The 12,729-nt window shown below is 71.4% G+C and carries 7 protein-coding genes; 3 read left to right on the forward strand and 4 right to left on the reverse strand.

Annotated features, from left to right (window positions below; all coding sequences use genetic code 11):
- Window positions 1–1,413 (forward strand): glycosyltransferase 87 family protein, encoded by a 1,413-nt coding sequence (locus tag IE180_RS30980; RefSeq protein WP_373302836.1) that lies wholly within the window; start codon window positions 1–3, stop codon window positions 1,411–1,413.
- A 48-nt stretch (window positions 1,414–1,461) separates the two neighbouring features.
- On the opposite strand, the gene IE180_RS30985 is transcribed toward IE180_RS30980, so the two are convergent.
- A complete protein-coding gene (locus IE180_RS30985) occupies window positions 1,462–6,429 on the reverse strand; it encodes an NAD-glutamate dehydrogenase (RefSeq protein WP_190160269.1) in 4,968 nt (1,655 codons plus the stop codon).
- A 432-nt stretch (window positions 6,430–6,861) separates the two neighbouring features.
- On the opposite strand from IE180_RS30985, the gene IE180_RS30990 reads away from it, so the two are divergent.
- The gene (locus IE180_RS30990) at window positions 6,862–7,416 is read left to right on the forward strand and encodes a DJ-1/PfpI family protein (protein WP_190160270.1); all 555 of its coding nucleotides are present in this window, start codon (window positions 6,862–6,864) and stop codon (window positions 7,414–7,416) included.
- A gap of 230 nt (window positions 7,417–7,646) precedes the next feature.
- Here IE180_RS30990 and IE180_RS30995 read toward each other — a convergent pair whose 3' ends face one another.
- Entirely contained in the window at window positions 7,647–8,303 is a 657-nt protein-coding gene (locus IE180_RS30995; RefSeq protein WP_190160271.1) for an HAD family hydrolase, read from the reverse strand.
- 45 nt (window positions 8,304–8,348) lie between these two features.
- Window positions 8,349–8,855, reverse strand: a complete 507-nt coding sequence (locus IE180_RS31000) for a DUF6912 family protein (RefSeq protein ID WP_190160272.1) — start codon at window positions 8,853–8,855, stop codon at window positions 8,349–8,351.
- 273 nt (window positions 8,856–9,128) lie between these two features.
- Between IE180_RS31000 and IE180_RS36845 the strand changes: the two genes are divergently transcribed.
- Complete coding sequence (locus tag IE180_RS36845) at window positions 9,129–9,641, forward strand: Rv3235 family protein (RefSeq protein WP_229861072.1); 513 nt, start codon at window positions 9,129–9,131, stop codon at window positions 9,639–9,641.
- Between the two features lie 180 nt (window positions 9,642–9,821).
- On the opposite strand, the gene secA is transcribed toward IE180_RS36845, so the two are convergent.
- Window positions 9,822–12,629, reverse strand: a complete 2,808-nt coding sequence (gene secA / locus IE180_RS31010) for a preprotein translocase subunit SecA (RefSeq protein ID WP_190160273.1) — start codon at window positions 12,627–12,629, stop codon at window positions 9,822–9,824.
- Between the last annotated feature and the right edge of the window lie 100 nt (window positions 12,630–12,729).

The following is a 12,729-nucleotide window of genomic DNA, read 5'->3' on the forward strand; positions in this document are numbered from 1 at the left end:
ATGACGAACGATCGCCCTGAGTCGCCGCCCCGCCCCGGAAGAGAAGCCCGCCGCCGCCCCGGAGGCGAACCCCCGCTCCCGCCCTCCTCCGGGGGCGAACCCCCGCTCCCCTCCCCCTCCGGGGACGAGCCCCCGGTCCCGCCCCGCTCCGCGAGCGACCCCCCCGCCCTCACCAAGTCCCCCTTCGACTCGGACACCTTCACCTTCGCCACCTTCGTCACCGTCGGCCGCGGCCCCGACCTCGCCCTCGCCGTCGTCTGGATCCTCGCCCGGGCCGGCATGCTCCTACTGCTCGTCCGCGACGACCTCGGCATCGGCGGAGTGGGCCGCGAGGTGGGCCTCTACCAGTACTGGTACGGGCAGTTCGCCGCCGGCACCTTCCCGCCCGGCGACGCCATGTGGCAGTACCCGCCCGGCGCGGGACTCGTGGTCATGGCGCCGGGCCTCCTCCTCCCCTGGCTCACCTACTTCAAGGCCTTCGTCGCCCTCACCCTCCTCGCCGACGCCGTCGTCACGCTCGCACTCGCCCGCGCCGACAGCGCCCGCCTCACCCACGGCGCCTGGATCTGGGTCTGCGGCCTCCCCCTCCTCCTCCACCTGCCGCTCGCCCGGTACGACGTGCAGACCACCGCCCTCGCCGTGCTCGCCCTGCTCGCCCTCGGCGCCCGCTCCACCGCCGCCCACCGGCTCGGCGGCGCGTTCGCCGGGATCGGCGCCATGGTCAAGGTGTGGCCCGCGCTCGCCCTGATCGGCACGCCCCGGGGCCGCACCACCCGGGAGGCCTGGACCGCCGCCGCCGTCACCGTCCTCGTGCTCCTCGCCACCCTGGCGCTGCTCTTCTCCGAGTCGCTGGGCTTCCTGCGCCAGCAGGGCGGCCGCGGCATCCAGATCGAGTCCCTGGGCGGCACGGCCCTCGCGGTGGCCCACGCCACCGGAGCCTGGACGGGCAGGGTCGACTTCCGCTACGGGGCCTTCGAGTACGTCGGCCCGTACGTCTCCACCCTCGGGCACCTCGCCCTGCTGCTCACGGTCCTCGCCTTCGGATGGCTGCTCCTGTGGCGCCTCCAGGCCCGCCGCTGGACCCCCGCCACCCCGCTCGACGCGGCCCTCGCCGCCGTCCTGCTCTTCACCGTCACCAGCCGGGTGATCAGCCCCCAGTACATGATCTGGCTGATCGGCCTCGCCGCCGTCTGCCTGACCTCCCGCGACACCGTGATGCGCCCGGTCGCCCTGCTGCTCCTCCCGGCGGCCGCCCTCAGCTCCCTCGCGTACCCCGTCCTCTACGCGGACGTGGTGGACGGCACCGCCACCGGCCTGGCCGTCATGGTGCTCCGCAACGGCCTGCTGCTCGCGGCGGCCCTGCTCGCCGCCCGCCGCCTGTGGACCTCGACGGCGACGCCCGACGCGGAATGAGGAAGGGCCCCGACCGGAACACCGGCGGGGCCCTTCCTCATGCACGGATCAGCTGTGCGAGCGCAGCAGCGTCCGCATCGTCCGCATCGCCACCGACAGGTTCGCCAGGTCGAAGGTGTCCGAGCCCTGGATCTCCTCCAGGGTCGTCCGCGCGCGGCTCAGGATCGCCGCGTTCTTCTCCTCCCACTCCTTGAACCGCTCCTCGGGGCTGGTCGTGCCGTTGCCGACCGTCAGGACGTCGGCGGTCAGCGCCGCGTGCGCCGCGAAGAGGTCCTCGCGGATCGAGGCGCGGGCCATCGACTGCCACCGGTCGCTGCGCGGCAGCTCGATGATCCGGTCCATCAGGTCGGTGATCCGCAGCCGGTCGGCCAGGTCGTAGTAGACCTCGGCGACCGCCAGCGGATCCTTGCCCATCCGGTCCGCGATCGCGACGACGTCGAGGATCGGGAAGGCGGAGGAGAAGCCGGCGACGCGCACCGCGAGTTCCTCCGGCACGCCGACCTCGGTCAGCTCGTCCAGGATCGACCGGTACCACTCCAGGTCCGCGCCGCGCAGCAGCTGCGGCAGCTGCCCCCAGACCTCCTCGACGCGTTCGGCGAAGAACCCGATGGTCTCGCTGAGCTGGAGCGGCTGCGGCCGGTTGTTGAGCAGCCAGCGGGTGCCGCGCTCGACGAGCCGGCGGGAGTGCAGCCGCATCCGGGTCTGGACGTCGGCCGGCACCACGTTGTCGAGGGCCTCGACGGCGTCCCAGACCTGGCCGAGGCGGAAGACCGTCCGGGCGGCGGTCTGCGCGCGGACGATCTCCTCGATCGACGCGCCGGTCTCCTCGCGGAGGCGGTGCAGGAAGGTCGAGCCACCGGTGTTGACGGTGTCGTTGACCAGGACCGTCGTGATGATCTCGCGGCGCAGGGCGTGGTTGTCGACGGCCTCGGGGAACCTCTCGCGCAGCAGCGTCGGGAAGTACGCGTGGAGCAGCCCGCGCAGGTACGGGTCGTCCGGCAGCTCCGTACCGATCAGCTCGTCGGCCACCGTGATCTTGGTGTACGCGAGGAGGACGGCGAGCTCGGGCTGGCTCAGGCCCCGGCCGTTGTTGAGGAGTTCGCGGATCTGCCGGTCGTTGGGCAGGAACTCGAGCTGGCGGTCGAGGGCCCCGTCGCGGCCCAGGCGGCGCATGAAGCGCTGGTGGGCGTGGAGCAGGGACGGCGACTGGGCGACGGCGTTGGCCAGGGCCGTGTTCTGCGCGTAGTTGTTGCGCAGGACGAGCCGGCCGACCTCGTCCGTCATCTCCGCGAGGATCTTGTTGCGCTGCTTGACGGTCATGTCGCCCTCGGCGACGAGCCCGTTGAGCAGGATCTTGATGTTGACCTCGTGGTCGGAGGTGTCGACGCCGGCGCTGTTGTCGATCGCGTCGGTGTTGACCTTGCCGCCCTGGCCCTCGGGGCCGCCGGCGCGGGCGAACTCGATGCGGCCCAGCTGGGTCGCGCCGAGGTTGCCGCCCTCGCCGATGACCTGGGCGCGGACGTTCTGGCCGTCGACGCGGATGGCGTCGTTGGCCTTGTCGCCGACGTCGGCGTTGGACTCGACCGAGGACTTCACGTACGTGCCGATGCCGCCGTTCCACAGCAGGTCGACGGGCGCCTGCAGGATCGACTTCATCAGCTCGGCCGGGGTCATCTTGGTGACGCCGTCCTCGATGCCGAGGGCGGCCCGCATCTGCGCGTTGACCGGGATGGACTTGGCGCTGCGGGGGTGGACGCCGCCGCCCGCCGAGAGCAGCGAGGTGTCGTAGTCCGCCCACGAGGAACGCGGCAGGTCGAAGAGCCGGCGGCGCTCGGCGTACGAGACGGCCGCGTCCGGGTTCGGGTCGATGAAGATGTGGCGGTGGTCGAAGGCGGCGACCAGGCGGATGTGCTCGGAGAGCAGCATGCCGTTGCCGAAGACGTCGCCGGACATGTCGCCGACGCCGACGACGGTGAAGTCCTCGGTCTGGGTGTCGTGGCCCAGCTCGCGGAAGTGCCGCTTGACGGACTCCCAGGCGCCACGGGCGGTGATGCCCATGCCCTTGTGGTCGTAGCCGGCGGAGCCGCCGGAGGCGAAGGCGTCGCCGAGCCAGAAGCCGTACGACTCCGCGACCCCGTTGGCGATGTCGGAGAAGGTCGCGGTGCCCTTGTCGGCGGCGACCACCAGGTACGTGTCGTCCTCGTCGTGGCGGACCACGTCGACCGGCGGCACGACATCGCCCGCGACCAGGTTGTCGGTGATGTCGAGGAGCGCCGAGATGAAGGTCTTGTACGAGGCGATGCCCTCGGCCAGCCAGGCGTCCCGGTCCACGGACGGGTCCGGGAGCTGCTTGGCGACGAAGCCGCCCTTGGCGCCGACCGGCACGATGACGGTGTTCTTCACCATCTGCGCCTTGACCAGGCCGAGGATCTCCGTACGGAAGTCCTCGCGGCGGTCGGACCAGCGCAGACCGCCTCGGGCGACCTTGCCGAAGCGCAGGTGGACGCCCTCGACGCGCGGGGAGTACACCCAGATCTCGAAGGCCGGGCGCGGCGCCGGCAGGTCCGGGATGGCCTGCGGGTCGAACTTCATCGACACGTAGGAGTGCGGCTTGCCGTCCGCCGCCGTCTGGAAGAAGTTCGTCCGCAGCGTCGCCTTGATGACGGTGAGGAAGGACCGCAGGATCCGGTCCTCGTCCAGGCTCGCGACCTGGTCGAGGGCGCCGTCCAGCTCCTCCAGGATGCCGTCGGTCAGCTCGGTGCCGGCGCGCTGGCGCTCCGGCGCCATCCGGGCCTCGAAGAGGGAGACCAGCAGCCGGGTGGTGTGGACGTTGTCGCGGAGGGTGTCCTCCATGTAGTCCTGGCTGAAGGTCGCCCCGGCCTGGCGCAGGTACTTGGCGTAGGCGCGCAGCACCATCGCCTCGCGCCAGGTGAGCCCGGCGGAGAGGACGAGCGAGTTGAAGTTGTCGTTCTCCGCCTGGCCGGTCCAGGTGGCGGCGAAGGCCTCCTGGAAGCGCTCGCGGGCGTCGTCGCCGAGGTAGTCGCCGCCGTTGCCGGAGGCGGCCGGCATCCGCAGGCCGAAGTCGTAGATCCAGGCGTGGGTGCGGTCGGCGCAGCGCAGCTCGTACGGACGCTCGTCGGTCACCTCGACGCCGAGCCGGTTGAGGACCGGCAGGACGGCGGAGAGCGAGATCGGGTCGCCCGTCTTGTAGATCTTGAAGCGGCGCTCGCCGGGGCCCGCGGCGACCGGCTCGTAGAGGGAGAGCGCGAAGTCCTCGCCGCTGGCGGCGAGGGTCTCCATGCGGACCAGGTCGGCGACGGCGGCGCGCGGCGAGTGGTCGGCCTTGTAGCCCTCGGAGAAGGCGTTGCCGTAGCGGCGGAGCAGCTCGGCGGCGCGCTCCTCGCCGAACTCGGCGTTCAGCGCCTCGCCGAAGCCGTCGGCCCAGGAGCGGGCGGCCTCGACGAGCCGGGCCTCGATGCGGTCGACGTCGGCGTCGGTGAGCTTCGCCAGCTCGGTGCCGGGCTTGACGCGGACGACGAAGTGCAGCCGGGAGAGGATCGACTCGGTGTTCCAGGCGGTGAAGTCGACGCTGGTGCCGTCGAGCTCCTCCTTCAGGATGTCGATGATCCGCAGCCGGACGCGGGTCGTGTAGCGGTCGCGCGGCAGGTAGACGAGGGCCGAGTAGTAGCGGCCGTACTCGTCCTGGCGGAGGTAGAGCCGCAGCCGGCGCCGCTCCTGCAGGTACAGGACGCTGGTGACGACGGACTGCAGCTGGTCGGCCGGGGTCTGGAAGAGCTCGTCGCGCGGGTAGGTCTCCAGGATCTGGAGCAGGTCGCGGCCGTCGTGGCTGTTCGGCGAGAAGCCGGCGCCCTCCAGGACCTCCTGGACCTTGCGCTTGACGACGGGGACCCGGCGGACGGACTCGGTGTAGGCCGCGGACGAGAAGAGGCCGAGGAAGCGGCGCTCGCCGATGACGTTGCCCTCGGCGTCGAACTTCTTCACGCCGACGTAGTCGAGGTACGAGGGGCGGTGCACGGTCGCCCGGCTGTTGGCCTTCGTCAGGATCAGCAGCTTGTGCTCGCGCGCCTTGGCGCGGGCGTCGGCGGGCAGCCGGCTGAAGGAGGGCGAGACGGGGTGGGCGTGGTGGCCCTGGTCGTCGGCGCCGTGCTGCGGGTCGGAGCGCAGGATGCCGAGGCCGGTGCCGGGCACGGCGGACAGGGCGTCACCGTCGACCAGCTCGTACTCGCGGTAGCCGAGGAAGGTGAAGTGGTCGTCGGCGAGCCAGCGCAGCAGCTCGCGGGCCTCCTCCACCTCGGTCGGCCGCAGGTCGGCGGCGGTGGGCTCGGCGGCGAGGCCGTCGGCGATGCGCAGGGCGGCATCGCGCATCTTCTCCCAGTCCTCGACCGTCTCGCGGACGTCGGACAGGACGCGCAGCAGGTCGTTGGTGATCTGCTTGAGGTCGGCGCGGTCGGTCTCGCGGTCGATCTCGACGTGGATCCAGGACTCGGCGAGCGCGTCGTGCGGCAGCTCGCCCTGGATCTGGGTCGACAGGACCTCGAGGAGCTTTCCGGCCACGTCACGGCGGACGAGGACCTGCGGGTGGATCACGACGTGGATGCCGCGGCCCTGACGGGACAGCTCGTTGGTGACCGAGTCGACGAGGAAGGGCATGTCGTCGGTGACGACCTCGACGACGGAGTGGCTGCTGGTCCAGCCGTTCTCCTCCACCGTCGGGGTGTGGACGCGCACGTTCGCGGTGCCCTGCGGGCGGTTCTCCGCGAGCCGGTAGTGAGAGAGCGCGGCGCCGAACACGTCGACCGGGTCGCGGTCGGCGAGGTCCTCGGGCGCGGTGTGCAGGTAGTAGCGCTGGAGGTAGTCGAGCACGGTGTCCTGGTCCGGACGCGCCTCCGCGCCCTCCGGGCCCGCGGGAAGTCGCCCCCCGACAGGACTGTGCTCAGCTACCCGAGCGGCCCTCTCGAGCAGCTCGGCCTTTGCTTCGTCCAGCTTGGTCTGCATGTCCTCTGACTCCTGGTCGCGCGCCGTTGCGTGACGTCGGTGGAAGGAAGGGCACGACTCGCCTCGACGCGGTGATTCCGGTCGAAGTCGACGTTATGCCCGGATGAGAGATGCCCGGGTCGTTATCGGCCACGGAGAGCGGCGCGCCCGGGCGGAGGGGATCGGCGAACGCACGGTCGGCCCGGCCGCTGTCGCGGACCGGGCGGCAGCCGGGGGCTTCGCTGCCCCCACGGCGTATCGCGCTGATCACGGGAAAAGCCTATCGCTCTCGCACCCGGAACCGTCATGAGCCGTATGCGTACAAAAGAGCGGGGGAAGTTTGACGTTATGGACAGCGACACGTGTCCTCTCGGCAAACCACCCCGCCGGGGCAGCGCGTGCGCAAGCATGGACACCGCACGACAGACCGACCATCCGTGATCTGGGAGAGCCATGGCGAAGATCCTGATCGTGACCGGGGACGCTGCGGAGTCGCTGGAGGTGATGTACCCCTACCAGCGGCTCCTCGAGGAGGGCTACGAGGTCGACATCGCCGCTCCGGCCCGCAAGCAGCTCCGCTTCGTCGTCCACGACTTCGAGCCCGGGTACGACACGTACACGGAGAAGCCCGGCTACACGTGGCCCGCCGACCTGGCCTTCTCCGAGGTCGATCCGGGCGACTACGTGGCGGTGGTGATCCCGGGCGGCCGGGCGCCGGAGTACCTGCGCAACGACCCGGAGCTCCGCAAGATCCTCAAGGCCTTCTTCGACTCCGACAAGCCGGTGGCCCAGATCTGCCACGGTCCGCTCCTGACGGCGGCGGTCGGCAGCCTGGAGGGCCGCCGCGTCACGGCCTACCCCGCCCTGGAGCTCGACATGCAGGCGGCCGGGGCGACCTTCCAGGACAGCGCGGCCGTGGTCGACGGCCTCCTGGTCTCCTCCCGGGCCTGGCCGGACCACCCCACCTGGATGCGCGAATTCCTGAAGGTCCTCCGAGCGAAGGGCTGACCGCCGCCGGACGGCGGGGCAGGCGCCCCGCCGGTCCCGGCCGGGTTGCGTGGTGTGCGGGCAGGCGTTCCGCAGGGGCGGGACGGGTGCGCACGAACCATCCGCCGAGCCGTGCCCGGCCGGGCCCCGCCCGCCACCGGACGGAGACCGCCCGCGGGCGCGGCCCGCAGAAAGCCCCGCCCCCCCGGGGGCGGAGGCCCTGCGCCCCGCCCCGCGGGGGCAAGACGCCCCTAGACCAGCTCCTCCGCGACAGCCACGGCCTCCGCCAGGGAGTCGACCACCGGCACCCCCACCCGCGCGAGCGAAGCCCGACTGTGCGACCCCCCGGTGTACAGCACCGCCCGCGCCCCCACGAACGCCGCCGCCAACGCGTCGTCCGCCGCGTCCCCGATGACGACGACCCGCTCCGCCGGAACCCCCAGCTCCGCCAGGTGTCGCACCATGTGCCCCGACTTCCCCTCGGTCGACGCGTCGACGCGCCCGTCGACACGGACGAACCGCTCCGCGATCCCGTACCGCCGCACCAGGGGCACGAGATGCGCGTGCGGCGCGAGCGACAGCAACGACTGCGTGGCCCCCGCCGCCTGCCGCGCCGCGAGCAGTTCCGCCGCACCGGCGGTGAGCCCGCACGACTCGGCCCGCACCCAGTAGTGCCGGTGGAAGGCCCCGTCCATGACGGTCCACTCCTCGTCCGTCGGCAGCCGACCCATCAGCCGCTCGTAGAACTTCGGCACCGGCACCGTGTACAGCTCGCGGTACCGCTCCAGCGTGATGGACGCGAGTCCGAGCTCGGCGAAGGCCGCGTTCGTCGCGCCGATCACCGCGTCGATGTCGTCGAGCAGCGTGCCGTTCCAGTCCCAGACCAGGTGTTTTCCGTGCTTCCCCATGGAGAGACGGTACCCGGGCGCGCCGACACCGAGGACGGACGGGCCTCAGCCCAGCAGCGCGGGGATCTCCTGCACGCCGAACCACAGCAGCTCGTGGTCCTCGGCCCCGTCCACGACGAACTGGGCGTCGTCGTCGCCCTGGTCCGCCGCGCCCAGCGCGTCCGCCGCCGCCGTGACGTCCGCCTCGGCGTCGTCCGCGTCGGCGTGCACGGCCGCGGCCTTGGCCAGCGGTACGGCTCCGGCGATGCGGACCTCGCCGATGGAACCGCCGTCGAGCCCGCGGTCGGGGTCGACGGTCGCGTCCTTGTCGGCCACGTCGACGGCGACGACGATCCGGCGCCGGGGCGCCTCGGGGTCGCCGGCGAGGAGCCGCAGGGAGGCGGAGGCGGCCCGGTTGAGCGCCGCGTACTCCAGCTCCTCGATGTCGTCGGAGACGTACCACTCACGCAGCGCGGGGGTGACGGCGTAGGCGGTCAGGGGGCCGGGGCCCAGCTCGCCCGTCTTGTGCGCCTGTGCGAGACCGGGGAGGGTCGAAGGGACGTAGACGCGCATGGCAGGCCGCTTTCGTAGACGGAGAGGCCCTCAGGATACGTGCGGAGTCCCCCTTCGGGGTGGCGGGCCCGCATCGTCGTCCGTCCACCGGGGGGCCGTCCGCCGGGGCGCCGGAGAGCCGATTTCCGAGCGCGTCACCCTGATAGGTGATCCGATTCCGGGACCGCGTCACCGCGGCGACGTCCTTGCGGGGCACCGGAGTCCGGCCGTACAAGATCCCCAACGGAAGTTACTGACCGGTACCGTCCGGTTACGCAGCGACAGGGGACCGCCATGAACACCACGCTCACCGCCACGCCCTCCCCGCTCCCCCGCCCCCGCACGGCTCCCGGCGGCCCGGCCGGCACGCGGCCGCGCGGCTCCGCCGGGTCCCGGCCGCGCGGCGCCGCCGGCGATCGTCCCCGTACGCCCGCGCAGGGCGGCCCCACCCGCACCGCACCCCGGACGCTTCCCCCGCACACCGTCTTCGCCGAGCGCCTGCTCGCCGTGCTGAGCGGGGAGCGGCCCGTCCACTGGATGCTCGGCCACACCGTCGGCGCCGCGTACGAGCAGCTCGTCCGGCTCGCCCCCGGGACGCCCCTGCGCTCGCTCGGCCCCCGCCCGGTCCTGCGCCGCTGCTCGGTCCAGGTGCACTCCCCGCAGGCCGTCGTCGAGGCCTTCGCGACCATCGCCACCGGCGCCCGGGTGCGGGCCATGGCGTTCCGCCTGGAGCGCGGCGAGGACCAGCGCTGGCGCTGCGCCGCCGTGGAACTGGACGGCCTCGGCACGACCACCGGCCACGCCTGACGAACGGCCTGCACCTCCCGCGGCCACCACGCCCGCCGGGGCCTCCCCGGGCCCGCCCACCTGACGAAGGCCCACCGCCCCCGGGCCCGGCACGCCCGCCGAAAACCCACCGCCCATGACGAAGGGGCCGGTCGCCCGGTGGGCGACCGACCCCTTCACGTCCCTCGGTGCTTCAGGACGTCACTTCTTGCGGCGACGCCCGCCGCCCGCGTTCTTCTGCGCCTTGCGACGCTCGGCCCGGGTCATCCCGTCGCTCTCCGCGTCGTCGGAGGCGAAGTCGCCCTCGATGACACCGCCCTCCCCGTCCACGGTCGGCGCGGAGAAGTGCAGCCGGTCCGGCCGCTGCGGGGCGTCGAGCCCCTTGGCGCGGATCTCCGGACGTCCGGCCCCGGCCGGAACGGCCTCCTCCTTGGCGAGCGAGGGAGCGGACGCCTGCACCGGGACCTCCTCGACCTGCTGCTCGACCTGGACCTCCAGGTTGAACAGGTAGCCGACGGACTCCTCCTTGATGCCCTCCATCATGGCGGTGAACATGTCGAAGCCCTCGCGCTGGTACTCGACCAGCGGGTCCTTCTGCGCCATGGCGCGCAGGCCGATGCCCTCCTGGAGGTAGTCCATCTCGTAGAGGTGCTCGCGCCACTTGCGGTCGAGGACGGAGAGGACCACGCGCCGCTCCAGCTCGCGCATGATGTCCGAGCCGAGCTGCTTCTCGCGCGCCTCGTACTGCTCGTGGATGTCGTCCTTGATGGACTCGGCGATGAACTCGGCGGTGATGCCCGCCCTGTCCCCGGCCGCGTCCTCCAGCTCCTCCACGGTGACCTTCACCGGGTAGAGCTGCTTGAAGGCGTTCCACAGGCGGTCGAGGTCCCACTCCTCCGCGAAGCCCTCGGCGGTCTCCTGGCGGATGTAGTCGTCGATCGTGTCGTCCATGAAGTGCTTGATCTGCTCGTGCAGGTCCTCGCCCTCCAGGACGCGGCGGCGCTCGCCGTAGATGACCTCGCGCTGCCGGTTGAGGACCTCGTCGTACTTCAGGACGTTCTTGCGGGTCTCGAAGTTCTGGGTCTCGACCTGGGACTGGGCGGAGGCGATGGCGCGGGTGACCATCTTGTTCTCGATCGGCACGTCGTCCGGCACGTTGGCCATGGCCATCACGCGCTCGACCATCTGCGCCTTGAAGAGGCGCATCAGGTCGTCGCCGAGCGAGAGGTAGAAGCGGGACTCGCCGGGGTCGCCCTGACGGCCGGAACGGCCGCGCAGCTGGTTGTCGATGCGGCGCGACTCGTGGCGCTCGGTGCCGAGGACGTACAGGCCGCCGAGCTCCTTGACCTCCTCGAACTCCGCCTTCACGGCCTTCTCGGCGCGCTCCAGGGCGCCGGGCAGGGCCGCGGCCCACTCCTCGACGTGCTCGACCGGGTCCAGGCCCGCCTGGCGCAGCTCGGCCTCGGCGAGGTCGTCCGGGTTGCCGCCGAGCTTGATGTCCGTACCGCGGCCGGCCATGTTGGTGGCGACGGTGACCGCGCCGCGGCGGCCGGCCTGGGCGACGATGCTGGCCTCGCGCTCGTGGTGCTTGGCGTTGAGGACCTCGTGCGGGATGCCGCGCTTGGCGAGCTGCTGCGAGAGGTACTCGGACTTCTCGACGGAGGTCGTGCCGACCAGGACCGGCTGGCCCTTCTCGTGCTTCTCCGCGATGTCGTCGACGACGGCGGCGAACTTGGCGACCTCGGTCCGGTAGATCAGGTCGGACTGGTCCTTGCGCTGCATCGGCCTGTTCGTCGGGATCGGGACGACGCCGAGCTTGTAGATCTGGTGGAACTCGGCCGCCTCGGTCATGGCCGTACCGGTCATGCCGGAGAGCTTGTCGTAGAGGCGGAAGAAGTTCTGGAGGGTGATCGTGGCGAGCGTCTGGTTCTCGTCCTTGATCTGCACCCCTTCCTTCGCCTCGATCGCCTGGTGCATGCCCTCGTTGTAGCGGCGGCCGGCGAGGATGCGGCCGGTGTGCTCGTCGACGATCATGACTTCGCCGTCCATGACGACGTAGTCCTTGTCCTTCTTGAACAGTTCCTTCGCCTTGATGGCGTTGTTCAGGTAACCGACGAGCGGGGTGTTCACCGACTCGTAGAGGTTGTCGATGCCCAGCCAGTCCTCGACCTTGGCGACGCCCGTCTCGTGGATGGCGACGGTCCGCTTCTTCTCGTCGACCTCGTAGTCGCCGGTCTCCTCGATGCCCTTGAGCGGGTTGCCGGGCTCGCCCTTGCTCAGCCGGGTGACCAGCTTGGCGAAGTCGCCGTACCACTTGGTCGCCTGGTCGGCCGGGCCGGAGATGATCAGCGGCGTACGGGCCTCGTCGACGAGGATGGAGTCGACCTCGTCGACACAGGCGTAGTTGTGGCCGCGCTGGACGAGCTCGTCCTTGGACCACGCCATGTTGTCGCGCAGGTAGTCGAAGCCGAACTCGTTGTTCGTGCCGTACGTGATGTCGCAGGCGTACTGCTCGCGGCGCTGGGCCGGCGTCATGTTGGCCAGGATGCAGCCGACGGACAGGCCGAGGAACTTGTGCACCCGGCCCATGAGCTCGGAGTCGCGCTCGGCCAGGTAGTCGTTGACCGTGATCAGGTGGACGCCCTTGCCGGAGAGCGCGTTGAGGTACGCCGGGAGGGTGCCGACGAGGGTCTTGCCCTCACCGGTCTTCATCTCGGCGACGTAGCCGAGGTGGAGGGCGGCACCGCCCATCAGCTGGACGTCGTAGTGGCGCTGGCCGAGGACGCGCTTGGCGGCCTCGCGGACGGTCGCGAAGGCCTCGGGCATCAGGTCGTCGAGGCTCTCGCCGTCGGCGTACCGCTGCTTGTACTCCTCGGTGAGCGCCCGCAGGTCGGCGTCGGAGAGGTTGACGAAGTCCTCTTCGATGGAGTTGACCTGGTCCGCGATGCGGTGCAGTTTGCGCAGGATCTTGCCTTCGCCTGCACGCATGAGCTTGTTGAAGACGGACACTGAGGCTGGTCTCCTTGCCGGTCGGGCCTGGCACTGGGTCTTGTGATGGACGCGAGCGCGGGCACGGCAGGTGGTCCCCACCGCAACGGCCATCGTAAGC

It is taken from the genome of Streptomyces litmocidini (assembly GCF_014649755.1).
Classification (GTDB): Bacteria; Actinomycetota; Actinomycetes; order Streptomycetales; family Streptomycetaceae; genus Streptomyces; species Streptomyces litmocidini.

Excerpts from the sequence above, each read along its gene's own strand:
- IE180_RS30980 (WP_373302836.1), top strand. The coding sequence starts at position 1 with ATGACGAACGATCGCCCTGAGTCGCCGCCCCGCCCCGGAAGAGAAGCC.
- IE180_RS30995 (WP_190160271.1), bottom strand. The coding sequence starts at position 8,303 with ATGGGGAAGCACGGAAAACACCTGGTCTGGGACTGGAACGGCACGCTG.
- IE180_RS30985 (WP_190160269.1), bottom strand. The coding sequence starts at position 6,429 with ATGCAGACCAAGCTGGACGAAGCAAAGGCCGAGCTGCTCGAGAGGGCC.
- IE180_RS36845 (WP_229861072.1), top strand. The coding sequence starts at position 9,129 with ATGAACACCACGCTCACCGCCACGCCCTCCCCGCTCCCCCGCCCCCGC.
- IE180_RS30990 (WP_190160270.1), top strand. The coding sequence starts at position 6,862 with ATGGCGAAGATCCTGATCGTGACCGGGGACGCTGCGGAGTCGCTGGAG.
- IE180_RS31000 (WP_190160272.1), bottom strand. The coding sequence starts at position 8,855 with ATGCGCGTCTACGTCCCTTCGACCCTCCCCGGTCTCGCACAGGCGCAC.